Source organism: Streptomyces sp. NPDC054796 (assembly GCF_053611545.1).
The window spans coordinates 1-24,091 of the sequence record NZ_JBSHAO010000036.1; the positions used below are offsets into that span (position 1 = coordinate 1).

Consider the following 24,091-nt stretch of genomic DNA (forward strand, 5'->3'; position numbering starts at 1 on the left):
CGAGACCTTCACGCCGAGGAGACACCCCACCGCGGCGCCGACCCCCACCACACAGCAACCCCACACGGCCACCGGCACAAGCCAAGAACCACGCGGCGCCAGCCGCAACGCACCGCAACCACACGCCGCGCCGAAGCCACCGGCCAGGCAGCCGAACACGGCGCCCAGCCACACGCACCGCCCCCGTGCCACGGCGCAAAAATCAGCGCGGGACCCTACGGCACCCACCACACCGGCAAACCGTCCCGCGCAACACCCCCGACGAACCGGCAACCCCCCGTTTCCTTCCGCACCCCGCGAAGGGGACCCGTCCCGCGCAACACCCCCGACGAACCGGCAACCCCCCGTCTCCTTCCGCACCCCGCGAAGGGAACCCGCTACACCCCCGGCGAACAGGCGGGGCCCCGCCCACCCCCGAAGGCGATCGATATGCTCAAACGAACATCGCGCGCCGGGGAAGCCGGGGAACGGGAGACCACATGAGGGAGCCGGTCGAACGCAGGCGGCAGCGGATTCTGGACGCCGTACGGGCCCGCGGCTCGGCGAGGGTGACCGATCTCGCCACGGAACTGGACGTCTCCGTCGTCACGGTCCGCCGCGACGTCGAGGAACTGGCCAGAAGCGGCCAGGTCCGGCGCGGCCACGGCGTCGCCCGCTCCGTGACCCCGCCCGAGGCCGAGCACAGCGCCCCGCCCAGCGGCGAAACCGTCGGCCTCGTGGTCCCGGAACGGCACTCGTACCTCTTCGAGGCCGTACACGGCGCCCGCTCCGTGCTCGAAACCGCAGGTCTCCGCATCGCCCTGCACATCGCGGCCCACACCTCGGGCTCCGAACGGGCCATGACCCAGCAGGCACTGGAGCGCGGCGCCCGCGGCCTGATCGTCGCGCCGCGCTGGCGCAGCGCGGACGCCGAGCGCGTGGACTACGGCTGGCTGGCCGCGCTGCCCGTGCCGGCCGTCCTCATGGAGCGCCGCCCCGCCCCCGGCAGCCCGCTGCACGCGATGGACTCGGTGCGCTCCGACCACTGGTACGGCACGCACCTCGCCGTTGACCACCTCGTCCGCCTCGGCCACCGCCGCATCGTGCTGGCGGCACGCGACGACAGCCCGACGGCCCGCACCGTACGGGCCGCGTTCGCGCAGATCGCGGAGGAGCGCCCCGAGGTGGAGGAGTCGGCGGTCGTGCTGAGTTCACCGACGGCCGTCGCGGATCCCGAGGCGCACGGGGAGGCGCCCGTCGAGCTGGCCGCCGTGCTGCGCGCGCACGGCGCGACCGCCGCCGTGCTGCACGGTGACGTGGACGCGCTGATGCTCGTGCAGCAGTTGCGCGACGAGGGTGTGCGGGTGCCGGAGGACTGCTCGGTCGTGGCGTACGACGATGTGGTCGCGGCCCTGGGCAGCACCCCGCTCACCGCGGTCTCGCCGCCCAAGGAGGAGATCGGGCGGGGCGCGGCCGAGCTGCTGCTGCGGCGGCTGGCGCTGCCGGAGGGCGCGCGCCCTGAGGCGGTACGCAGCGTCGAGCTGCTGCCGGAGCTGAAGGTGCGCGGCTCCACGGCGGCGCCGCCGCGCCCGGCCTGACGGTCCCGTCAGCGGACCTCCCCGTACGGACGCGTCCGTACGGGCCCTTGTCGCACCCGGCGCCCGCGCCAACGGGACAACTCTCGCCCAGAGATGAGCGTTTGAGCGATTTAATTTCTTCTGAGCGATCCATTGACGCTTTTTGACTGAGCGAACAGGATGCCGGTGAATCCCCCAGAGCCGCGGGAGGCCACCGTGCGTCGTCGACTCCGTCAGTCCCTGCCCGCAGCCCTGGCCGCGCTGTCACTGGCGCTCGCCGCCGCCTGTACGGGCGGCGGTGGGGACACCGCGCGCGACGAAGGTCCCGTGCACATCACGTTCTGGTCCGCGCTGCGCGGCAGCCAGGAGGTGGTGGACGCCTACAACAGGACGCACGACGACATCCACGTCGACTTCCAGCAGGTGCCGGGCGGCAACCGCGGCGGCTACGCCAAGCTCAGCAACGCAGCGCGCGCGGGCAACGCGCCCGACGTCGCCACCATCGAGTACCCCGAGGTACCCGGCTTCGCCATAGACGGCGTCTCCCGCGACCTCACCGGCCTCATGAGCGAAGGGCTGCGCGAGAAGCTGCTCCCCCAGGCGCTCGCCCTCACCACCTTCGAGGGCCGCACCTTCAGCGTGCCGCTGGACGTGGAGCCGACGGTCTTCCTCTACCGCAAGGACCTCTTCGACGAGTACGGCATCGACGTCCCCCGCACCTGGGACGAGTTCGCCGACGCGGCCCGCGAGGTCAAGCGCGAGCGCCCGGGCTCACGGATCGTCAATCTGCCGACGGACGACGGCCCGCAGTTCGCCTCGTTCGCCTGGCAGGCGGGCGCCCGGTGGTTCAGCACGGAGGGCGGGGCGTGGAGCGTCTCGATGGCCGACGGGCCCACCCGCAAGGTCGCCGCGTACTGGCAGGACCTGCTGGACCGTGACCTCGTCCACCACAACCCGATCACCAGCCAGCAGGGCATCGCCCAGATCGGCAACGGCCAGGTTCTCGGCAAGCTCAGCGGCGCCTGGGACGCGGGGGCGCAGATCTCCGCGCACCCGGGCCAGAAGGGCAAGTGGGCCATCGCCCCGCTCCCCCAGTGGGACCAGGACCGGCCCCGGCTCGGCACGCACGGCGGGTCCACATTCGCGGTGACCAAGGACAGCGCGCATCCGGAGGAGGCCATGGAGTTCATCGAGTGGCAGGTCTCCAGCCCGGAGGCACTCAAGGCCCGGTTCTCCAGCGGCATCAGCAGCCAGTACCCGGCGGCGCCGGGACTCGTGCCGGTGGCCCGTGCGGCGATGGACACCAGCTACTACGGCGGCCAGGACATCTACCGCCTCTTCGACCGCGAGGCCCGTGCCATCTCCCGGCAGTGGGCGTGGGGCCCGCGGATGACCGCGACGATCAAGACCATGCAGGACGGCTTCGCCCGCGGTTCGGGCGGCGACGGCACCCTCATCGACGCCGTGCGCGAGGCGCAGCGCGCGACCATGCCGGACCTCAAGGCCCTCGGGCTGCGGACCAGGGAGCGGTGACCCGCCGATGACCGCGACCACCCCCTCCACGCCCACCCCCTCCGCATCCGCCTCCGCCTCCGGCCGCGCGGCGAAGGACGCACCCCGCGCCGGCGGCGTCCGCGCCGGGACCCGCAGGACGGCGCGACGCCGTGAACTGGGCGCGGCGGGCGTGCTGATGACCCCCTTCTTCGCGCTGCTGGTGACGGTCTTCCTGATCCCGGTGACCGGAGCCGTCTGGCTGAGCTTCTTCAGCGACGACCAGCCCGGCCTCGGCTTCGGCCCCGAACGCACCGTCTTCGTCGGGCTGCGCAGCTACGAGGCCGTGCTGTCCGACCCCACCTTCCTCGCCGGGATGGGCGTCACCGCGCTCTACTGCGTCTTCTACATCCCGCTGCTCGTGGTGGCCGCGCTGCTGCTCGCGCTGCTGCTGGACTCGGGTGTCGTACGGCTGCGGCGCAGCGCGCAGCTCGGTCTGTTCCTGCCGCACGCCGTGCCCGGCATCATCGCCGCGCTGATCTGGCTCTACCTCTACACGCCGGGCCTGTCCCCGGTCATCGACCTGCTCGGCAAGGCCGACATCACCGTCGACTTCCTGGGTGTGCACACCGTGCTGCCGTCGATCGTCAACATCGCGGTGTGGAGCAACCTCGGCTACAACATGGTGATCTTCTACGCCGCGCTCCAGGCCGTGCCCCGCGAGGTCGTCGAGGCGGCCGTCGTGGACGGCGCCGGCCCGGTCCGCACCGCACTCCAGGTGAAGGTTCCGCTGATCCGCGCCTCGATGGTGATGGTGGCGATGTTCACGCTCATCGGCGCGCTCCAGCTCTTCACCGAGCCGATGCTGCTGAGCCAGGCCACGCCCGTCGTCGGCACCCGCTTCACGCCGAACATGTACATCTTCGACGCGGCCTTCACCCGCAACAACTACGGGCTGGCCGCGGCGGCCTCCGTGGTGCTCCTCCTCGTGACCGTCGCCCTCTCCTACGGGGTGGCCCGCTGGACCAACCGCGCCAACGCCCCCGAGGAGAACGCCCGATGAGCACCGGCACCCGTACCCCGTCGTCCCGCACCCGCACCCGCCGCTCCACGTCCGCGCAAGGCACCGCCGCCGCCCTGCGTCCGGGCCTGCTGGGCCGGGGCGCGGTCAACGCGGTCGTCGCCCTCTTCTCGCTCTACACCCTGCTGCCGCTCGCCTGGCTCGTGCTCGCCTCGGCCAAGAACACGGACGCCCTCTTCCGCAGCGACCTGCTCTCGCTCGGCGACTTCTCCCTGCCGCGCAACATCTCCGGCCTCTTCGCGATGGACGGCGGGATCTACGGGCGCTGGTACGTCAACAGCCTGCTGTACGCGGTGCTCGGGGCGCTGATCGGCGCGCTGGTGAGCGTGGCCTGCGGCTACGCCTTCGACAAGTACCACTTCCGGCACAAGGAAAAGCTGTTCGGCCTCGTCCTGGCCGCGGTGATGGTGCCGCCCACCGTGCTGGCGCTGCCGCTCTATCTGATGGCGTCACAGGCCGGTGTGGTGAACACTTTCTGGGCGGTCTTCGTGCCCGTCCTGTTCAACCCCTTCGGCGTCTACCTCGGACGGATCTTCAGCCAGGGCTACGTTCCCGACGAGGTGCTGGAGGCCAGCAGGATGGACGGGGCAGGGGAGCTTCAGACATATCTGCGGGTGTCGCTGCGGATGCTCGGGCCCGGTCTCGTCACCGTCTTCCTCTTCCAGCTCACCGCCATCTGGAACAACTTCTTCCTGCCCATGGTGATGCTGTCCGACCAGAATCTGTATCCGGTCAGCCTCGGCCTCTACACCTGGAACAGCTCCGCCACCGTCACGCCCGACTACTACCCCGTCGTGGTCACCGGGTCCCTGCTCGCCATCGTCCCCCTCATCGCGGCCTTCGTGCTGCTCCAGCGCTACTGGCGCTCGGGGCTCACGGCGGGCAGCGTCAAGTAGGCGCCCCCGCACGGCCGCCCCGCACCACCGCACCACCGTCCACCCCGCCCAGGAGTGCCATGACGACAGCCCACCCCCGCCCCCACTCTCACCCGCACACCCGCCCCCGCGCAGCGCTCGCCATGAGCCCCGAGGCGGCCGGGGCCGTGCTCACGCCCGACGTGCTGACCGCGCTGGCCGAGCACACCACCCCGGCGCCCCTCCCCCTGCTCGACGACTTCACCACCGACCGCGCCCACGATGTCCTCGCCGGAGTGGAACTGCTGGTCACCGGCTGGGGCTGCCCCCCGCTCGACGCGGCGGCGCTCGCCGCCGCGCCCAGGCTGCGCGCCGTCGCGCACACCGCGGGCACGGTCCGCCACCACGTCACCGACGCCTGCTGGAAGCGCGGCATCGAGGTCTCCTCGGCCGCAGCGGCCAACGCGCTGCCCGTCGCCGAGTACACGCTCGCGATGATCCTGCTCGCCAACAAGCGCGTCCTGGAGAGCGCCCGCGGCTACCGCGCCTCACGCGCCCGCGCCGAGTGGCTGGCCCGCGGCCCCGAGGTGGGCAACTACCGCCGCACCGTGGGCATCCTCAGCGCCTCCCTCATCGGCCGCCGCGTCATCGAGCTGCTGCGCCCGCACGATCTGGAGGTGCTGCTCTACGACCCGTACGTCGAAGCGGAGGAGGCCGCGGCCCTGGGCGTACGGGCCGTCGGGCTGCCCGAGCTGTTCGCGGCGAGCGACGTCGTCAGCGTGCACACCCCGCTGCTGCCCAGCACCCGCGGCCTCGTCAGCCGCGAACTGCTCGCGCTGATGCGGCCCGACGCGACGCTCGTCAACACCGCGCGCGGCGCCGTCGTCGACCAGGACGCGCTGACGGACGCGGTGCTGGCGGGCCGCGTCAGGGCGGTGCTCGACGTCACCGAGCCCGAGGTGCTGCCGCCAGGGCACCCCCTGTGGGAGTGCGAGAACGTGCTGCTCACCCCGCACCTCGCCGGTTCCCAGGGCAACGAGCTGCGACGGCTCGCCGACCTCACGGTCAGCGAGGTGGCGCGGTGGGCCTCGGGCGAGGGCTTCGCCCATCCCGTACGACACGAAAGGCTGGCCTTCCTCGCATGAGCACTCCCCCCTCCCGCGCCCCCTCCCCCATAGGCCCCCGCCTGGAGCTGCCGCCCGAGGACCGCGAGCTGAGCCCGTACACCGGCTGGACCCGCGCCCACTGGGAGGCCACGGCCGACGGGCTGCTGCACGCCGCCTGGCGCTGGGCGACCCCGCACGGCGCGCTGCTCGACCTGCCGGGGCCGCCCTCGGCCTCCGGGGTACGCTCGGACGGCCTCGAAGGCTACGCGCGCACGTTCCTCGCCGCCGCGTTCCGCGTCGCGGGCGCGGACGGCAAGGACCCGCACAACTGGCTGGAGCGCTACGCGGACGGCCTCGCCGCCGGCACCCGCGCGCCGGCCCGTGGCAGCCGCGCGGGCGGCGGCGAGGACGGCGGCAAGGACGGCGGCGAGTCCTGGCCGCTGATCCTCGACCTCACGGTGCAGGGCCAGCCCATGGTGGAGTCCGCCTCCGTCGCGCTCGGTCTGCGGCTGACCAGGCCATGGCTGTGGGACCAACTGGACGAGGGCGTGCGGGAGCGGGCCGAGGAGTGGCTGCGGGGCGCGCTGCGGCACACCCCCGCGCCCAACAACTGGTACCTCTTCCCGCTCACCGTCGCCTCCTTCCTGGAGTCCGCCGGACGCGGCGACCGCGAGACGGCACGCGCCGTGGAGCGCGGCCTGGAGCTGCTGGAGAGCTGGTACCGGGGCGAGGGCTGGTACGCGGACGGCGACGGGCGTGCCTTCGACCACTACAACGGCTGGGCCCTGCACCTGTACCCCATGCTGCACGCCCACCTCGGCGCCGACGAGACGCTCCTCGCGCGCTACGGGCCCCGGCTGAGCGAGCATCTGTCGAGCTTCGGGCTGCTCTTCGGCGGCGACGGCGCGCCCCTCCACTTCGGGCGCTCGCTGACATACCGCTTCGCGGCGGGCGCGGCCGTCGGCCTCGGCGCGCTCACCGGGCACACCCCGCTCGCGCCGGGCGTCTCCCGCCGCCTGCTGAGCGGCGCCGTGCGCTACTTCCTGGACCGGGGCGCGCTGAACGAGGACGGGCTGCTCTCCCTCGGCTGGCACGGCGAGCACACGGCGACGTTGCAGTCCTACTCGGGGCCCGCCTCCCCGTACTGGGCGTCCAAGGCGTTCGTCGCGCTCCTCGCGCCCGAGGACCACCCGCTGTGGACGGCCCGCGAGGAACCGGCGCCCAGCGAGGGCCCGGACAGGGTGCTGGCGCTGCCCTCGCCCGGACTGCTGATCCACTCGACGGGCCGCGACGGGCTGGTACGGCTCCACAACCACGGCACCGACCATGTGCGCCCCCACGAGGGCGAGACGGCGGATGCCGAGGACCCGCTGTACGCGCGGTTCGCCTATTCGACAGTCACGGGGCCGACGGCGCCCGGCAACGTCGCCGACAACCACTTCGCGCTCGCCCCGCCGGGCGACCCCTACAGCGTGCGGCGTCGGGTGCGCCCGCTCGGCGCGTGGAGCGACCCGGACGGCACCTGGGGCTGGGCAGCGTCCTGGCACCTGCCCGTCTTCCCCATACGTTCCGGTTCCGGAACCGGCGTGCCGATGGTGCCGGGGCTGCGCGTGGAGAGCCTGACATTCGCGCGGGGCGCCTGCGAGGTGCGGGTACACCGGGTCGTCGGGGCGCCCGAGGGCACGCGCGTGCGCCTCTCGGGGTGGCCGACGGGGGCGGGCGGCACGCTGCGGGGGCTGTACGGGTGGGCGCCGCCCATGGAGGAACCGCGCTGGGAGAGGGCACCGCAGGGGACGGCGTTCTCACGCTGGGTGACCGTGCCCGTGCTCTCGGGGGAGGTGTCGGGCTCCGGGCTCTTCGTCGCCGTCGCGACACTCGGTGCGGAGGCCACGTGCCCGGACCCGCGCGTCCTCTCCGCCGACGCGACGCACGTCCACCTCACCTGGCCGTCGGACCTGCCCGTCCGCATCTCCTTCTCGCCCCTGTCCGTGACGGTGGGCGACTGAGGGGGCGGGGGCGCGCGTGGGGGGGGGCGGGGCCCGTCGCGGCGCACGACGCGCGCGGGCCCCGCAGCCCCGCACCGGGTCAGTCCCGGTCGTCGCCGTCGCCCCGTGCGGGGTCCGCGTCGTGCCAGCGGGGGTCGGTCTCCCAGGCGAGGTTCCGGTTCCGCGCCGTCTCCATCGCGCGGGCCGCCTCCTCGCGCGACCCGTAAGGACCGAACCGGTCCTTCCCGGGACACTCCGGCCCCTCCTCGACCGTGCCGTGTTCCAGGCAGTAGTACCACTCGCCGGGTTTGGCGACCGTCTTGCGCTTGAAGAGAGCCATGGACCCATGCTCCCCCAGGGCCGGTTTCCGTACCACAGTTAGACTCGCGCACATGTCTGGCCAGTCTCTTCTCGTCCCCGGCACGCTCTCCCCCCAGCGCGCCGTCCCCGCCGCGATCCCCCGCCCCGAGTACGTCGGCAAGGAAGCGCCCACCCCGTACACCGGGCCCGAGGTGCAGGACGCCGAGACCATCGAGAAGATGCGGATCGCGGGGCAGATCGCCGCGCGGGCCCTGGAGGAGGCCGGGAAGCACATCGCGCCCGGTGTCACCACCGACAAGCTGGACGAGGTCGCGCACGCGTACATGTGCGACCACGGCGCCTACCCCTCCACCCTCGGCTACCGCGGCTTCCCGAAGTCGCTGTGCACCTCCGTCAACGAGGTCATCTGTCACGGCATCCCGGACTCCACCGTGCTGCGCGACGGCGACATCGTGAACCTGGACGTGACCGCGTTCATCGGCGGTGTGCACGGTGACAACAACGCCACCTATCTGTGCGGCGACGTGGACGAGGAGTCGCGGCTGCTGGTCGAGCGGACCAGGGAGTCGCTGAACCGGGCCATCAAGGCCGTCAAGCCGGGCCGCCAGATCAACATCATCGGCCGGGTCATCGAGTCCTACGCCAAGCGTTTCGGCTACGGCGTCGTGCGCGACTTCACCGGGCACGGCATCAACACGTCCTTCCACTCCGGCCTGATCGTGCCGCACTACGACGACTCGCGCGCCACGACCGTGATCAAGCCGGGGATGACGTTCACGATCGAGCCGATGCTGACCCTCGGTACCTACGAGTGGGACATGTGGGAGGACGGCTGGACCGTCGTCACCAAGGACCGGAAGCGGACCGCTCAGTTCGAGCACACCCTGCTGGTGACGGATTCCGGCGCGGAAATCCTCACCCTTCCCTGAGCCCCCGGCCGGGCCCCCGGGCCAGCCGGGCAGTTTCCTCCCCCGGCTCTCGAATTCCGCACGGTTCCGGCCAAACTTCCCCTGAGCGGCGCGAAGCGCCCGGCGGCCGTCTTGTCGCTGGCCACCGGGTGCGGCACGGCTGCCGCCCGGTCCCGTACCGGACCCGGCGCCGTCTCCGCCGCGACGCCATCGGCACCCCGGACAGCTCATGCGGGACCCTCTCTGGGGCGCCGTCTGCGGGAATCCCCCGGAATATACGCGCCCTGACATACAACCCCCGTAAACGCCGACCCGACTTCGGCAGAAAATATGAACGCACGGCGGCACGGACGGTACGCATGTCTTAAGGTCTCTGGAACGTCAGCGCACCACATGCAGGGGGAGTTGGCTGTGCGCTGCATTGTGTTCCGCGTACCTGGGGGGGTTCATGCGGCGCGTTCCTGTCTCTGTGTCCGGTGCGGACGATTCCGTCGGCGGGCCAGATCTTCCGTCCTTCAGACCGGGACGGTACAGCGGGGGCAGGGACAAGGCCCGGTGGTACGTACCGGCCGCCCTCGTCACCGATGTCACCGGCTCCTTCCTGCCCGTCCTGCTCGTGTTCAGCGCGGCCCAGCAGTCCCGCCCCTTCCCCGCCGCGACGGCCGCCGCACTGGCCTGGTTATGCGTGCTGGCGGCGCACGGGCACTACAGCGCGCGCTCGCTGGGTGAGTCGCGCGGCCTGCTGGCCACGATGCAGGCATGGCTGACCCTGGTGGGCGTACTGGCGCTGCTGCGCGTCCTGACCGGAGAGGACTCGGCCCCGGCGTACGCGCTGCTGGCACTCGCCCCCGCACCCCTGCTGACCGCCGTCAGCCGCGCGCTGATACACCGTCATCTGACGGGCCAGCGCCGCGAGGCGCACGCCGTGCTGCGGGCCCTGGTGGTCGGCGAGGCGGGCCCCGTCGACCGCGTCGTGGAGCAGCTCTCGACGCGTACGGACCACGCGTACGTGGTCATCGGCGCCGTGCCCGTCGGCGCGGCGGAGCCGCGCAGCGGCGTCCCCCACGCGGGACGGCTGGACGCGGCGCCCCGCACGGAGACCTCGGACGGGGACGCGGTGCTGACCGCAGCGGCGCTGCACCACGCCGACACGGTGCTGGTCGTCCCGGGTGCGCTGCTGACCGGGGAGCGGCTGCGCCGGCTGGCCTGGGCCACGCAGGACGCGGGGCTGCCGCTGGTGATCGCCTCCGGGCTGACCGAGGTGGCGCTGCCGCGGCTGCGGCTGTCCACGGCGGCGGGCCTGAACCTGATGCACGTGGCGCCTCCGGTGCGCCGGGGCCCGCAACTGGCGCTGAAGACGGTACTGGACCGCACGGGCGCGGCGCTGGGGCTGGTGCTGCTGGCCCCGCTGCTGGCGGTACTCGCGCTGGCCGTACGGCTGGACTCGCGGGGGCCCGCGCTGTACCGGCAGACGCGGGTGGGGCGCTTCGGGGTGCCGTTCACGATGTGGAAGTTCCGCTCGATGGCGCCGGACGCGGACCGGCTGCGGTCCCAGCTCGCGCAGGCCAACGAGCAGGACGGTCCGCTGTTCAAGATCCGCTCCGATCCGCGCGTCACCCGTGTCGGGCGGCTGCTGCGGCGCACCTCGCTGGACGAGCTGCCGCAGTTGGTGAACGTGCTGCGCGGGGAGATGTCCCTGGTGGGGCCGCGGCCTCCGCTGCCCGAGGAGGTGGCGGCCTACGGCCCGGCCGAGCTGCGGCGGCTGCATGTGCGTCCAGGGCTGACAGGTCCCTGGCAGGTCGGTGGGCGTGCGGACCTGTCCTGGGACGAGAGCATCGCGCTGGACCTGCGCTACGCGGACAACTGGTCCCTGACCACCGACCTCGATCTGCTCGCCCGCACGTTCCGCGCCGTCGTCGACGGCAGGGGTGCGTACTGATGCCGTCGCGGCGGGGCGGCGCTTCCGTCCCGAGGGCCGCCCCGGTGTCCGGCGCGACGTCCGCCCCGACGCCGGGGGCGATGGGCACCCCCGCCCGCCCCGCCGCCCCGCGCGCCCTGCCGGGGCACGGCGTCCTAGCGGGCCACGGCGTCACCGGCCTCGTGCCGCAGCCACCACGCGTAGGTGTCCCGGATCCCGTCGGCGAGGGGGACGCGGGGTGTGAAGCCGAGCTTCGTCAGCCGGGACACGTCCAGCAGCTTGCGCGGGGTGCCGTCCGGCTTGCTGGTGTCGAAGGCGATCCGGCCCTCGTAGCCGACCACGTCCCGCACCGTCTCGGCGAGCGCGCGGATCGTCAGGTCCTCGCCGCTGCCGACGTTGACCGGGGAGTCGTCGTCGTACTCGCGCAGCAGCAGCACGCATGCCCGCGCCAGATCGTCGACGTGCAGGAACTCGCGCCGTGGTGTGCCGCTGCCCCACAGCACGACCTCCTCGCGCCCGTCCCGCTTCGCCTCGTGGAAGCGGCGGATCAGGGCGGGGAGGACATGGGAGGTCGCCAGGTCGAAGTTGTCGCCGGGGCCGTAGAGGTTGGTCGGCATCGCGGAGATGTACGAGGCGCCGTACTGCCTGCGGTAGGCGCGCACCTGGGTGATTCCGGCGATCTTGGCGAGCGCGTACGGCTCGTTGGTGGGCTCCAGGGGGCCCGTCAGCAGCGCGTCCTCGGTGATCGGCTGTGGGGCGTGCTTGGGGTAGATGCAGGAGGAGCCCAGGAAGAGGAGCCGCCGGACGCCGGCGGCATGGGCCCCGGCGATCACGCTGAGCTGGATCCGCAGGTTGTCCTCCAGGAAGGGCACCGGCTGCGTCTGGTTGGCCATGATGCCGCCCACCTTCGCCGCCGCGAGCACCACGGCGTCGGGGCGCATGTCACGCAGCCAGCGCTCCGTGGCGGCGGCGTCGCGCAGGTCCAGTTCGCCGCTGGAGCGGGCGAGCACCTCATGGCCGTCGCCGGTGAGGCGGCGGGAGACCGCGGAACCGACCAGACCGCGGTGTCCCGCCACGAATATCCGTGCCCGGGGCGGCAGTCCGGGCGCGGCGGACGCCGTCGGGGTCTCGGACGTCTCCGACGTCTCCGACATCCTCGGTGTCATGTGCGTCATATCCGTCATGGCACGGATTCTGCCAGCGCGTCACCGCGCACGCGCGACGAACGGACCATTACTTCGCAGGGGGCCACCTCATGGGCAAGAGCGCACTGATCACGGGGATCACGGGCCAGGACGGCTCGTATCTGACGGAGTTACTGCTGAGCAAGGGATACACGGTGCACGGCCTCGTCCGCCGCTCCTCGTCCTTCAACACCGGCCGCCTGGACCACCTTTACCAGGACCCGCACGAGGACGGCCGCTCGCTGGTCCTCCACCACGCCGACCTCAGCGACGGTGTGGCGATGGTCAACCTCCTCCGGGACTTACAGCCCGACGAGGTCTACAACCTGGGCGCCCAGTCGCATGTGCGGGTCTCCTTCGACTCCCCGCTCTACACGGGCGACGTGACGGGCATGGGCACCATGAGGCTCCTGGAGGCCATCCGGGCCAGCGGCATCGACACCCGCATCTACCAGGCGTCCTCCTCTGAGATGTTCGGCGCGGCCCCGCCGCCGCAGAACGAACGCACCCGCTTCCATCCGCGCAGCCCCTACGGCTGCGCCAAGGTCTTCGGCTACTGGGCGACGGTCAACTACCGCGAGGCGTACGGCCTGTTCGCCGTCAACGGCATCCTCTTCAACCACGAGTCACCGCGCCGCGGCGAGACCTTCGTGACCCGGAAGATCAGCCGCGCGGTCGCCCGTATCCACGCGGGTCTCCAGGACCGCCTCTATCTCGGCAACCTGGAGGCGGTACGGGACTGGGGCTACGCGCCCGAGTACGTCGAGGCGATGTGGCGGATGCTCCAGCACGACGTACCGGACGACTACGTCGTGGCCACCGGGGAGGCCGCCACCGTGCGGGACTTCCTGGACGTGGCCTTCGCTTCGGCCGGGATGAACTGGCGGGAGCATGTGCACTTCGACGCGAAGTACGAGCGGCCCAGCGAGGTGGACGCGCTCATCGGCGACGCGGGCAAGGCGGAGGCGGCCCTCGGCTGGAAGCCACGGGTCCGCTGGGCCGAACTCGCCCGGATCATGGTCGAGGCCGACATCAGCGCGCTGGAAGCCGAACTGGCGGGAGCGACGGTCCGCATAGACCGCTGACACGAGGGCGTGTGCGCGCCCCCACCCCCACGCCACCACGTCCCCATCTCACGCCCCATATCTCACACCTCACATACGGCCGGGGGCCCGTACTCGCCCGTCCGCTCGGCGGAGGGGACGGGAACGCCCCCGATCAGCTCACTCACCACCAGGGGGAACCCCATGAACAGAAGAACGCCAGGCGGCCTCGCGGGCCGGCTGGGCATCCTCGGCGCCGCGCTCGCGCTGACCGTCACCACATGGACGGGGGCACAGGTCCTCACGGGCGGCGAGGACGCGCACGCCCTGACGCCTCCCGTGACCATCACGGCGGACGAGCTGCCGACGTGGCAGACCAACGGCATCGTGTGGGCGACGGCCGAGGCGGACGGCGTCGTCTTCGCGGGCGGCACCTTCTCCACCGTCAGACCGCCGGGATCGCCCTCGGGCAGCAACGAGCGGCAGGCGCTCAACTTCGTCGCGCTCAATGCGGCGACCGGAGCCCCCACCGACTGCGAGCTGCGCTTCACCATCGGCAGCGGTACGGCGACCGTGCGCGCGCTGACCGTCTCGCCCGACGAGCGGACGCTGTACGTGGGCGGCTCCTTCGGCACGGTCAACGGAGTCGGTGTGAGCAGCCTCGCCGCCATCGACATCGCCACGTGCTCGGTGAAGACCGGCTTCCGGCCCGCCGTACCGGCACCCGTGCACACCATCGACGTCACCGACGACACGGTCTACTTCGGCGGCGACTTCACCAACATCGGCGGGGTGTCCCGTGGCCGCTTCGCCGCCGTGAGCACCGCCGACGCCACGCTCAGGCCATGGAACCCGCGCGCCGACGAGCCCGGCCGGGCCGTTGAGGTGCTGCCGGGCGGGGAGCGGGTGGCCATCGGGGGCGACTTCGACACCGTGGCGGGCGGCACGTCCTCGCACGCGCTGGCCGTCGTCAACTCCGGCTCCGGGGGGCTCGTCAAGAGCTACTCGGGCGGCTTCATCCACCGCAACTCGGTGGTCAAGGACATCACCTCCGACGCGACCGGCTTCTACACCGCCAACGAGGGCACGGGCGGCGGTGTCTTCGACGGGCGCATCGCGCTCAACCTCAGCGACCTCAACCAGCGCTGGCGCGACACCTGTCTGGGCGCCACCCAGTCGCTCGTCGTCCACAAGTCGGTGCTGTACAGCGGCTCGCACGCACACGACTGCTCCTCGACGGGCGAGTTCCCCGACGGGCGCAGGCGGCACCTGCTGGCCGAATCCGTCAACAACACCAAGCTGCTCGGCTGGCTGCCCGACACCAACGACGGGCTCGTGGAGGCGATCGGGCCGCGAGCGCTGACCCTGTCCACCGTGGGCACCACCGACTACATGTGGGTGGGCGGGACCTTCACCACCGTCAACGGCAAGGCACAGCAGGGCCTCACCCGCTTCGCCAGCTCACCCGACACCGGGGTGCCGTGGGTGCCCGACCAGGTCACCGGGTCGGCGAGCGGCGGCAACGTGACACTGAAATGGCGCTCCAGCATCGACCTGGACGACAGCAAACTGACGTACCGCGTCTACCGCAACAACAGCGCCACACCCATCGGCACCGTGGAGGGCGAGTCGATGCCGTGGCGGCGCCCCACGCTGACGTTCACCGACACCTCGGTGACGCGCGGCCAGCCGTACACGTACCGCATCACGGCGACCGACGGGGCCGGCAACGCCAGCGGGCTGTCCAGCACGGTGACGGTGACGCCATGAGGCATCTGAGCACGCCGGCCGGTCTCGTCGCGGCGGCCGTGCTGCTGGCGACGGCGGGCTGCGCCGCGTCGGACACGGGCGGCGGTGGCGGTGACGGTGACGGTCACCGGCAGGGCGCCCGTGGCACCTCGTCGACGGTTCCGGGCGCGACGGCCACGGCCTCGCCCTCGGCGCCGGACAAGGGGAAGGGCGCGGACGGCACCTCGGACGGCGCCTCCGGCGGGCACAAGGCGAACGGTGCGCAGGACGCCGCCAAGGGCCCGAAGGTGCCACGCTCCGAACTCACCCCGGCCACGGGGTCGTTCACCGGGACGGAGAAGGACTACCTGGAGAACAGGGTGCCCAAGGGCGTCGATCCCGCCGCCATCCTCGACAGCGGACGGGAGACCTGCCAGCGCGTCTCCCGCACCGTCGAGGCGGACCGCGCGGCGGCGGTCAAGGCCCTGCGCGACGGGGAGATCCCCGGCGCCAAGGCCGCGATCGGCCATCTGTGCCCGCAGCACAAGGATGTGCTGAAGGCCGCGGGCAAGTGAGGCGGGGGCAGGGGAGTCAGGGGCCCACGCAGTCCACGAAGCGGACCGGGGTCTCCAGTCCCCCACCGCCACCGCCGTCGCGTACGTCGGCGAAGTCCTCCTGGGGGCGGCTGCGGAAGGCGCACATGTCGTAACGGGCCAGGGGCGGGGCGCCCGCGTCCCGCCCCTGTGCCCCGTGCGTCTCGTAGCGGTGGCGGCCCACCAGGCGGCACATGCTGTAGCGGACGAGGGGGCCTCGGGGGCCGACGCGGTAGCGGTGCGCCGCCACGTCGGCGGAGAAGTCCTTGAAGGCGTTCGACGTGTCGTCGCAGTCGCTGAAGTGGACGGTGCCGTCGTCCCAGTCGCAGTCGATGACCCGCACCCGGGGGTCGCGGATCTCGAAGCGGATGTCCTGCGCGTGGAAGCGCTGCACCGAGTCCTTGTGCGCCGCGCGCGGGAAGCGGAAGAAGGCGCTGACCCCGCCGTAGGCGGCGTCCGGGCGGCGTCCTGTGACGATGTACGAGCCGCCCCGGCAGGTGATGGAGCCGCCGTAGGGGAATTCGAGGAAGTTTCCCCACTCGTACTCGACCTTCATGTCGGTGAACCAGTAGTTGAGGAACTGGTCCTGCTGGTCCTGCCTGCCCTTGGCGCGGCTGCGTCGCGAGAGCCCCGAGTAGAGGAACGCCTTGCGGTAGGCGCCGCCGACCCGGCAGGCGTCCCAGCGCATCTCGGAGTTGGTGTTGGTGCCGTCCAGCGCCAGCCCGTAGGTCCACTCGCCCGTCCACTCGCACGCGCTGAACCGGTAGTCCTGCGCCTGCCCCTCCGAGTAGGAGAGGAAGAAGGAGGCGCCGGGGGTGGCCGAGCGGAACGTCATCCCCTCGAAGGCGAGGTTCGCCCACATGTTGTCGTTGCGGCACAGGAACGCGTCCGCGCCCTCCCCGCCCTTCTCGGGCTGGAAGACGAGCTCGGTGATGCGCTTGCCCGCGCCACGGAAGCGCAGCCCGTTCGCCTTGCGCGACGGCTCGTTCCCGTCCAGCAGCGCGCCGGGCCCACGGAGCAGATAGGCGCCGGGCGGCACGTCGACGACGGTGCGGCCCACGCCCCCCGACACGCGGGAGACCGCGTGCCGGTAGGCGCGGCGGAACGCCTCGGTGTCGTCCGTGCGGCCGTCGCCCTTGGCGCCGAAGTCGGCGACGACGTCCACCACGGCGCCCGCCTCCCCCTCCTCCCCTCCCCCGTCTCCGTCGCCGGATGCGGTGCACGCCGCCATCCCCAGGGCCGCAGCTGCCGCCGCGGTGCCCGAGACGAGCAGTGCCCTGCGGGTGACGGCCATGTGTGCTCCCCCTGTTCCCCTGCGTTCCTCAGTGCTTCGTCAGTGCATCGTCAGTGCTTCGTGGCGCTAGCGCGCCGTGACGTACACGGGCCCGTTGCGGCCCGAGAGGTTCTCCCCGTCGGTGACCTCCAGGGAGTAGCGGTGTGTCGAGCCGGGCTCGACGGTGTCGGTCCACGTCATGTCAGGCCGGTTCCAGAACCGGGAGTCGCGGGTCAGCGAGGTGTAGTAGGCACCGTCGCGGTGGACGCGGTAGGTGAGCGTGCCGTCGTCGCGGTCCCAGGCGGCCTTCCAGCTCAGCGTGATGCGGCCCGACGAGGGGCTCGTCCCGCTGAAAGCGGGCACCTGCGGTGCCACCGTGTCCGGCGATGCGGGCATGCGGGTCAGCGCCTGCTGCGGCTTGTCGTTGACGGTGGTGAACTCGCCGCCCACCCACAGGATGTCGCCCGCCATGACCAGCACGCGCGGCCCGACCTTCTCGCCGATGCCGCCGTTGGTGTCGGGGAACCAGGGCAGGATCGTGCGGTCGGAGAGCGACTGGCCCAGCAGGTGCTGACGTGCGTTGATCTCCGGGAAGCCGCCCGGTGTGCCGCCGCAGTCGTGGGCGTGCGAGCCGCTGTAGAGCACCCCTTCGTACGGCACGACGGCCTGTGTCGCGCCCAGGCAGGTGTCCGTCCACTTGCGCTGCCCGGTGGCCAGCACCCCGGCGATCCGGCCGTCGAACCCGCCGGTGCCCTCGGCCGCGAGGTAGAAGTTCTGCCCGTCGCGCGCGAGGTCCTTGACGACCGAACTGCTCTCCAGCCAGGAGAAGTTCTGCTGCGTGCCGCCGCTCGTCGGGTCGAGCGAGACCAGCGCGTGCGAGCGGCGCCTGTTGACGGTGAAGAAGTCGCCGCCGACGAGGACCTTGCCGAACTCGGGCGCCGCCTCGATGGCGCGCACCGGCTCGTCGATGGACGCGCGGAACGGCAGCAGCGTGCCGCTCGTGGTGACGGCGGCGATCCGGTCCCTGGTCTCGCCGTCCACCTCGCCGAAGTCCCCGCCGAGGTAGACGGTGTCGCCGGAGGGCTCGATGGCCCGTACCGTCGCGGCCACGCCGGGCCGGAAGTCCGTGCGCAGGGAGCAGTCGGCGGTGTCGAACGCGACGGCGTTGCTGACCCCCGTCGCCCTGTCCCCCGAGGTGACGGTGCCGAAGGAGCCGCCCACGTACAGCACTTCGCCGTCGGCCGATGTCTCCAGCGCGCGCACGGAGCCCGCGCCGCCGGTGAACGAGGGTGCGCAGGGCAGCAGTTCGCCGGTGACGGCGTCGAAGGCCGCGAAGTTGGTGCGCGGTGTCCGGTTCTCGCCGGGCGCGGATCCTGGCGGGCTGACGTTGCCGAAGACCCCGCCCACGTAGACGACGCCCTTGGCGTAGGCCATGCTCCAGACGATGCCGTCGGTCTGCCAGGTGGGCATCGGGTCGGCGGTGAGGGTGGGTTCGCCCGCCAGGGGCTCAGGTCCCGTGGGCCGCGTGGGCGCCGTCGCGAGTGCCGGTGCGGTGCCGAGGAGTGCGAGGGCTGCCAGCAGGCAGCCCGTGATGGTGCGTCTTCGCATGTGTTCCCCCACTCGAAGTGTCGCGTCGCGGCGCATCATGTCGTGCCGCGTCATTCGCGTACGGGGGAACCCGAAACACGGTCGCGCGCCCTCGGCTCCGGGGCCGCCGTCCCCACGACGGCCCGCGATCCCAGCGGTACGGGCGCGGCAGACCTCCCCCCGGTCCCCCCGCGCTCACGATAGTCACCCCTGCCGCTCACGCACAGCCCGACGAGCACCAGCAGCGCGAGCGGCCCCATGCTCGCCATGAGGGAGCCGCGCAGGAGGATGAGCTGGAAGAAGGCGAGCGCGGGCACGAGCAGCACGGCGAGCGTGCCGCCCAGTTGGCGGGTGCGGTGCCGTACGTCGTCGATGCGGCGTCCCAGTGCGCCGTAGAGCCCGAACACGAGGACGACGGCGGGAAAGCCGCCCCACAGGTAGGACTCGATCCACAGCGGCGCCGAGAGGTTGTCGAAGCGGTAGCCCGCGTGCCGCGCCAGCCGGATGCCGGTGTCCTCCGGCTTGCCGTCCCAGACGGCGCGCGGCACGAAGAACAGCGGCGGACCGAGCGCGCCCAGCGGCGCCAGCCCTTCGTCCCGCGCCACGCTGACGCCCGTCTGGAGCTGCTGGTAGGCGTCGTAGTCGCCGTTGGTGGTGAACTGCTCGGCCAGGGACACCACTTGGACGGGCTCGCGCTTGTCGTTGCGGAAGTAGTCGCCGTACGGGAACACGACGAGGACCGCCGTCAGGATGGCCGCCGTGGCGATACGGAAGCCGCGCGCGCTGCGCAGCGCCGGGGCCGCGAACAGCAGCGTCAGCAGCACGGTGCCCGCCCAGAAACGGGGCTGGCTGATGGGGTTGTTGACGACGACGTTGAGCGCGAGCAGCACCGGCAGCAGCGCCCACCGCAGCCCCCGCACCAGCCGGTCGCCCCCGGGGCCGCGCGGCACATGGAGCAGCGCGAGCAGCGCCCAGAACGCGGGCGCCGACAGGGCCCAGGTGGCGACGGCCCTGCCCGCCGACTCCTCGCCCCCGGCCGCGGCCGACTCGTTGACCGCCTGCCTGCTGGTGAAGAACCCGCCGAGGCCGCCCTGCCCGGGGATCAGCACGACGGCGACGGCCAGCGCGAAGAGGCACAGCAGGAGCATCCGCGCGGGCGAGACGCGCCGGGCCAGCACGGGCCCCAGCAGGGTGGCGGGGCGCCGCGCGCCGTAACCGGCGAAAACCGCGCCCACCGTGTACGCGAGCAGCCCCGCCTCGACGATCGCGCAGGCGGTGACGGCGGTGCCCTCGTCCGTGCGGAAGGCCAGCGGATAGCTGTCCGTAGCCAGCATGGCGAGCGGGGCCAGCCCGAACCAGATGTAGCTGAACAGCCAGAACCCGAAGGCCATGACCCGCGCGGTGGCCCCGGCGAGCGTCCACGCGAGGGCGCCGCCCGTGTGCAGCACGACGACGCACTGGAGCAGCAGCGCGGGTCCGGTGCGGGTGTCGGCGGAGAAGAGCACGAAGCCGGGCAGCACGACCATGGCCAGCAGCCCCCAACAGCCCGCCGCGACAAGGCTGACCCGCGCGCCCTCGCCGGGCTCGGGGGCCGGGTGCGGCTCGGGGCCAGGGTGCAGCTCGGGGCCAGGGTGCAGCTCAGAGCCCGAGTGGGGCCCGGGGCCGTGGGTGGAGTCACGCACCGGCGTACAGCTCCTCCAGGCGGTCGGCGACCGCGCCGATCGAGTACAGCTCGTCCACGGCGCGCAGCCCGGCCGCCGCGACGGCGCGGGCGTGGTCCTCGTTGGCGAGCAGCCGCAGCACGGCGTCGGCGAGCGCGCGCGGGCTGCCGTCGGTGACGACGGAGGCGCCGCGCGCGGCGAGTTCGCCCGCGATGCCGCAGCCGTCCGTGCACACGGTGGGCGTCCCTGCGGCCAGCGCCTCCAGCAGGCTCACGGGGAACACCTCGCTGCTGCTCGGCAGCACATAGACGGCGGCCTCCGCGATGCGACGCAGCGCCTCCTCGTGCGCGACGGCGCCTTCGTAACGCACGCTGCGCTGGAGCCCGTGCCGCGCGATGAGCCCCGTCACGCCGTCGAGGGCCCCCTCATCGGCCCCGTTCAGCACGAACTCGGCGCCCACTCCCGCCCCGACAACCCACGCGGCGGCCTCGACGAACGCCTCGGGCCGCTTCACGGGGTGCATCCGCGCGAGGAACAGCACGCGCGGGGTGCGTTGGGGGGTGACCGCCGGGCCATGCTCCGTCGCGGCTCCCCTCGCGGGGCCCGGCTCGACGGACGCCGCCGGGGTTACCTCGTCCACGGGAAACGGCCCGCGCCCCGGCACGGCGACCTCGGACGCACCGCTCCCGGAGACGTGGGCCCCGAACGGCACCCCCGAAACGGCCCTCAGCGAAGCGGACTCCGGCCTCGCGGGGCCGGGGACCTCGGACGGCATCCCCGGGGCCACGCCCGGACTCCCCGGAGCGGAACCCCCGGACCGGGACACGCCGCGCGTGACGCCCGACGGGCCGGGCGTCGGGGGGCCGGGGTCGGGGCGGTCGGTGTCGCCAGTCGTCGTCCGTCCGGCGAGGGCCGTCGTGCGGATGCCGTTCCGGAGTGGGACCAGTGGGGGTCCTTCGGGGCCGAGGATGTGGGAGAGGGCCGCGGCCTCCTCCGTCGTGAGGACGAGGCACGCGCGGGCACGTCGCAGCAGCGGCACGTACAGCGCGTCGAAGACCCGCGCCACGGCGCCGTCGCGCGGCTGGACCATGCCGTGCGTCTGCACCACCGGGCGACGGCCGCGTAGCGCCGTCACCGCCAGCGCGGCCAGCGACACCAGGTCGCGGCCCGCGTGGACGTGGACGACGTCCGCGTCGCCCGCGTACCGCCAAAGGCCCCGCAGCAGGCGCGGGTTCAGCAGTCCGAGGAACCCCGTGCCGGGGACCAGCGCGCGGGCGCGTCGTGCGTGCAGCCGTACCCCGTCCCATGTGGACGGTGCCTCGCCCGCGCCCCGCCAGAGTGCGAGCAGCACCGTCTCGTGGCCGCGCGCCGACAGTTCGCCGAGCTGTGCCGTGGCCACGCTGACCGGGCCGCCGTAGGCGCCGCCGTCGCTGACGAGCGTGACGACGTGCGCCACCCTCATCGGCGCACTCATCGGCGCGCTCCCGCGGTGAGCACGTCGTCGGGTGCCACGTCGCGGTGCGCGACCGCGCCCGCGCCGACGACGGCGCCCGCGCCCACGGTGACCCCGCGCAGCACCATCGCGCGCGCGGCGACCCAGGAACCGGGTTCGAGGCGGATGGGCCCGTTGTCGAACTCGAAGGTGGGCGAGCGCCGCTGGTGGCTCCCCGTGCACAGGACCGCGCCCTGCGAGACGCAGACGTCGGAGCCGATCGTGATGTCTTCGAGGTTGATCAGCCAGGCGTCCTCGCCGATCCACACGTCGTCGCCGACGCTCAGCTTCCACGGCCACTGGACGCGCACCCCGTGCCGTATCAGCACGCGCGATCCGACGCGCGCGCCGAACGCGCGCAGCAGCGCAGGCCGCAGCCGGGCCGGGAACCACCAGGTGCGGAAGGCCAGGTGCAGCGTGGCGAACCACAGTGCCTGTACGGGCAGCGGTCTGCCCTTGTCGTAGCCCTTCCCGGTGAAGCCGCGCAACGTGCGCCCGTTCCCGTCCGCGCGGGCCCGGGCTCTCTCGTCCGTACCGCTCATAGCCGCCCCCTCGTGCCTCTCATGGCTGTCCCCCTTTGTCGCTGACCCTGGCCCTGACCTTGTGCGCGTCCGCCCCGCGCCCACGCCCGCGCCCCAGCGAACCCACCCGCAGCCAGAGCGCCGCCGCCTTGAGCGCCGAGCCGAGGCACAGTCCCCAGGCGGCGCCGAGGACGCCGCCGATGGCGTACCCGGCGACGAGGAAGGCGACCGAGGCGAGCGAGAAGGACACCTGGATGGGCAGCGTGGCCCTGGGCCGCAGCACGCGCAGGGTGAGCAGGGCGCTGGTGCCGAGCGCGATGCCCACGTACTGGCTGCCCGTTGCGGGCAGCAGGCCGGAGGCGGCCCCCCAGGTGTCGCCGAGGAGCTGACGGCCCACGCTGTCGGGCAGCGTGAGCAGCAGCACCGCCCACCCGGCGGCGGTGGCGCCGAGCAGCGCGGCGAGCGCGGCGGTCGTACGGACCGTGCGCCCCGCACCGGTTTCCGCGCCGTCGGTGGCCCGGCGCAGCAGGGGCGGGCCGAAGGCGGTGGCCGAGTTGTAGAGCACGTTCATCGGGCCGAAGAGGGTGCTGGCGCCGCGCAGCGCGCCCACGGCCAACTGGCTTGCCACCAGCCCGAGTCCGATGATGGCGAGCTGGCTGGCCCCGTTGCCGACGGCGAACTCGACGGCGAAGCGCCGCCCCAGGTGGTCGCGTCGCAGCAGCCGTCGCGCCGACGACCGCGCGCCCCGCAGCCGGGGCGCGAGCAGCGCGCCCGAGACCAGCAGCGCGGGGAGCGCGGAGAGGCCCCAGACGAGGACGAGCCGGGCCGGGCCGCTGTCGGCGGGCTGGAGTGCGAGCGCGGGGACGGCGACGGCGAGCCGCAACACGTCCCCGGTCAGGGCGAGATGGGGCAGCCGCAGTGTGGAGAAGCAGTAGCGCAGCCCGTCCTGGCCGAGTACCACGGGCAGCACGAGGCCGAGCGCCGCAAGCCCTCGCGCCGTGTCACCGGGCAGCAGCGCGAGCACGGCGGCGCCGGTGAAGCCGAGCGCGCTGGAGGCGACGGCGGTGAAGACGACGGCGGAGCGGCAGGCGTCGCGCGCCGCCTCGCCGCGCTCCAGTACCAGCGCCTGGCCGACGTAGCCGCCCGCGAGGCCGAGCAGCACGGTGGCGGTCATGTAGACGAGGGAGAAGACGGCGAAGCCGTGTGCGCTGGAGAGCCGTGCGGCGACGACGAGCACGAGGATGTTCGTGAGCGCCGCGACGCCCTGGTCGGCGACGGAGCAGACGACGGCCGCGCGCGTACGGAGCCCGCCCCGCGCGGGCGTCCGGCTCACGCGCGGTGGGCGGTGCCGCCGGACCTGCCCACGCCCCGGACGCCCCCGCCGCTCTCGCCACCGGGGCGGTCCGGGCCCTCCTGTCCGTCCGTGCCGCCGCCACGCTGCCCGAAAGGGCGCTCCGCCGCGCCGGCCCCGCCCCCGGCGCCGTAGGCCGCGCCCGTCCCACCGCCACCGGTACGGTCCGGCCTCTCCGGTCCGTCCGGGCCACCAGCGGCGTCGCCGTGTCCGTGCCCGAAGAGACGCTCCGCCGCGCCGGTCCCGTACGGGCCTCCCCCGACGCCCGCGCCGCCCGACTCACCGGTGCGGTGCCCGTGCCCGTCACCGGACCGCACACCGCTCGACGTACCCGACCCGGCACCGTACGGATCCTCGGAACGGGAGGCATCCCCCGGACGGACGGGATCACCGGAACCGGAACCCCGCACACTCCCCGAACCCGCCACGTCCCCGGAC

Annotated in this window: 19 protein-coding genes and 1 pseudogene; 11 read left to right on the forward strand and 9 right to left on the reverse strand. The window is 73.1% G+C overall.

Annotation, left to right across the window (positions count from 1 at the left end; translation table 11 throughout):
* The first annotated feature begins 479 nt into the window (after positions 1-479).
* The 6 genes from ACWGJ2_RS26365 (at position 480) to ACWGJ2_RS26390 (ending at position 8,094) form a co-directional block, all read left to right on the forward strand.
* Positions 480-1,577 carry a substrate-binding domain-containing protein gene (locus ACWGJ2_RS26365; protein WP_453348714.1) on the forward strand — a complete coding sequence of 366 codons (1,098 nt, stop codon included), beginning with the start codon at positions 480-482 and terminating at the stop codon, positions 1,575-1,577.
* 159 nt (positions 1,578-1,736) lie between these two features.
* Complete coding sequence (locus ACWGJ2_RS26370) at positions 1,737-3,089, forward strand: ABC transporter substrate-binding protein (protein ID WP_453348715.1); 1,353 nt, start codon at positions 1,737-1,739, stop codon at positions 3,087-3,089.
* A gap of 7 nt (positions 3,090-3,096) precedes the next feature.
* Positions 3,097-4,110, forward strand: coding sequence for a carbohydrate ABC transporter permease (locus tag ACWGJ2_RS26375; RefSeq protein ID WP_453348716.1), 1,014 nt, complete (start codon positions 3,097-3,099; stop codon positions 4,108-4,110).
* Positions 4,107-5,024 carry a carbohydrate ABC transporter permease gene (locus ACWGJ2_RS26380; RefSeq protein WP_453348717.1) on the forward strand — a complete coding sequence of 306 codons (918 nt, stop codon included), beginning with the start codon at positions 4,107-4,109 and terminating at the stop codon, positions 5,022-5,024. The genes ACWGJ2_RS26375 and ACWGJ2_RS26380 overlap by 4 nt, the downstream gene beginning before the upstream one ends.
* Positions 5,025-5,083: 59 nt before the next feature.
* Positions 5,084-6,127 (forward strand): hydroxyacid dehydrogenase, encoded by a 1,044-nt coding sequence (locus tag ACWGJ2_RS26385; protein ID WP_453348718.1) that lies wholly within the window; start codon positions 5,084-5,086, stop codon positions 6,125-6,127.
* On the forward strand, positions 6,124-8,094 hold the full coding sequence (locus ACWGJ2_RS26390; RefSeq protein ID WP_453348719.1) for a DUF2264 domain-containing protein: 1,971 nt from the start codon (positions 6,124-6,126) through the stop codon (positions 8,092-8,094). The genes ACWGJ2_RS26385 and ACWGJ2_RS26390 overlap by 4 nt, the downstream gene beginning before the upstream one ends.
* A gap of 79 nt (positions 8,095-8,173) precedes the next feature.
* On the opposite strand, the gene ACWGJ2_RS26395 is transcribed toward ACWGJ2_RS26390, so the two are convergent.
* The gene (locus tag ACWGJ2_RS26395) at positions 8,174-8,413 is read right to left on the reverse strand and encodes a hypothetical protein (protein ID WP_453348720.1); all 240 of its coding nucleotides are present in this window, start codon (positions 8,411-8,413) and stop codon (positions 8,174-8,176) included.
* A gap of 52 nt (positions 8,414-8,465) precedes the next feature.
* Here ACWGJ2_RS26395 and map point away from each other — a divergent pair, with 52 nt between their 5' ends.
* Positions 8,466-9,323, forward strand: a complete 858-nt coding sequence (map, locus tag ACWGJ2_RS26400; RefSeq protein WP_453348721.1) for a type I methionyl aminopeptidase — start codon at positions 8,466-8,468, stop codon at positions 9,321-9,323.
* A 427-nt stretch (positions 9,324-9,750) separates the two neighbouring features.
* A complete protein-coding gene (locus tag ACWGJ2_RS26405; protein ID WP_453348722.1) occupies positions 9,751-11,241 on the forward strand; it encodes an exopolysaccharide biosynthesis polyprenyl glycosylphosphotransferase in 1,491 nt (496 codons plus the stop codon).
* A 134-nt stretch (positions 11,242-11,375) separates the two neighbouring features.
* Here ACWGJ2_RS26405 and ACWGJ2_RS26410 read toward each other — a convergent pair whose 3' ends face one another.
* Positions 11,376-12,374, reverse strand: a complete 999-nt coding sequence (locus tag ACWGJ2_RS26410) for a GDP-L-fucose synthase family protein (protein ID WP_453348789.1) — start codon at positions 12,372-12,374, stop codon at positions 11,376-11,378.
* A gap of 101 nt (positions 12,375-12,475) precedes the next feature.
* Between ACWGJ2_RS26410 and gmd the strand changes: the two genes are divergently transcribed.
* From gmd to ACWGJ2_RS26425, 3 genes are all read left to right on the forward strand, one after another.
* On the forward strand, positions 12,476-13,489 hold the full coding sequence (gene gmd, locus ACWGJ2_RS26415; RefSeq protein WP_453348723.1) for a GDP-mannose 4,6-dehydratase: 1,014 nt from the start codon (positions 12,476-12,478) through the stop codon (positions 13,487-13,489).
* A gap of 162 nt (positions 13,490-13,651) precedes the next feature.
* Positions 13,652-15,217, forward strand: a complete 1,566-nt coding sequence (locus ACWGJ2_RS26420; protein WP_453348724.1) for a hypothetical protein — start codon at positions 13,652-13,654, stop codon at positions 15,215-15,217.
* On the forward strand, positions 15,214-15,750 hold the full coding sequence (locus ACWGJ2_RS26425) for a hypothetical protein (protein WP_453348725.1): 537 nt from the start codon (positions 15,214-15,216) through the stop codon (positions 15,748-15,750). Before ACWGJ2_RS26420 ends, ACWGJ2_RS26425 begins: the two co-directional genes overlap by 4 nt.
* A 16-nt stretch (positions 15,751-15,766) precedes the next feature.
* On the opposite strand, the gene ACWGJ2_RS26430 is transcribed toward ACWGJ2_RS26425, so the two are convergent.
* From ACWGJ2_RS26430 to ACWGJ2_RS26460, 7 genes and pseudogenes are all read right to left on the reverse strand, one after another.
* A complete protein-coding gene (locus ACWGJ2_RS26430; RefSeq protein ID WP_453348726.1) occupies positions 15,767-17,062 on the reverse strand; it encodes a glycosyl hydrolase family 28-related protein in 1,296 nt (431 codons plus the stop codon).
* Between the two features lie 66 nt (positions 17,063-17,128).
* Entirely contained in the window at positions 17,129-18,649 is a 1,521-nt protein-coding gene (locus ACWGJ2_RS26435) for a fibronectin type III domain-containing protein (RefSeq protein WP_453348727.1), read from the reverse strand.
* A 50-nt stretch (positions 18,650-18,699) separates the two neighbouring features.
* Entirely contained in the window at positions 18,700-20,310 is a 1,611-nt protein-coding gene (locus ACWGJ2_RS26440) for a hypothetical protein (RefSeq protein ID WP_453348728.1), read from the reverse strand.
* Positions 20,303-21,763: a glycosyltransferase gene (locus ACWGJ2_RS26445; RefSeq protein ID WP_453348729.1), complete on the reverse strand. Its 1,461-nt coding sequence runs from the start codon at positions 21,761-21,763 to the stop codon at positions 20,303-20,305. Before ACWGJ2_RS26445 ends, ACWGJ2_RS26440 begins: the two co-directional genes overlap by 8 nt.
* Positions 21,760-22,323, reverse strand: a complete 564-nt coding sequence (locus ACWGJ2_RS26450; protein WP_453348730.1) for a putative colanic acid biosynthesis acetyltransferase — start codon at positions 22,321-22,323, stop codon at positions 21,760-21,762. The genes ACWGJ2_RS26445 and ACWGJ2_RS26450 overlap by 4 nt, the downstream gene beginning before the upstream one ends.
* A 19-nt stretch (positions 22,324-22,342) precedes the next feature.
* Positions 22,343-23,635, reverse strand: a complete 1,293-nt coding sequence (locus ACWGJ2_RS26455; protein WP_453348731.1) for a hypothetical protein — start codon at positions 23,633-23,635, stop codon at positions 22,343-22,345.
* Positions 23,632-24,091, reverse strand: a pseudogene (locus ACWGJ2_RS26460) (hypothetical protein); the annotation flags it as partial. The pseudogene ACWGJ2_RS26460 and the gene ACWGJ2_RS26455, both read right to left, overlap by 4 nt.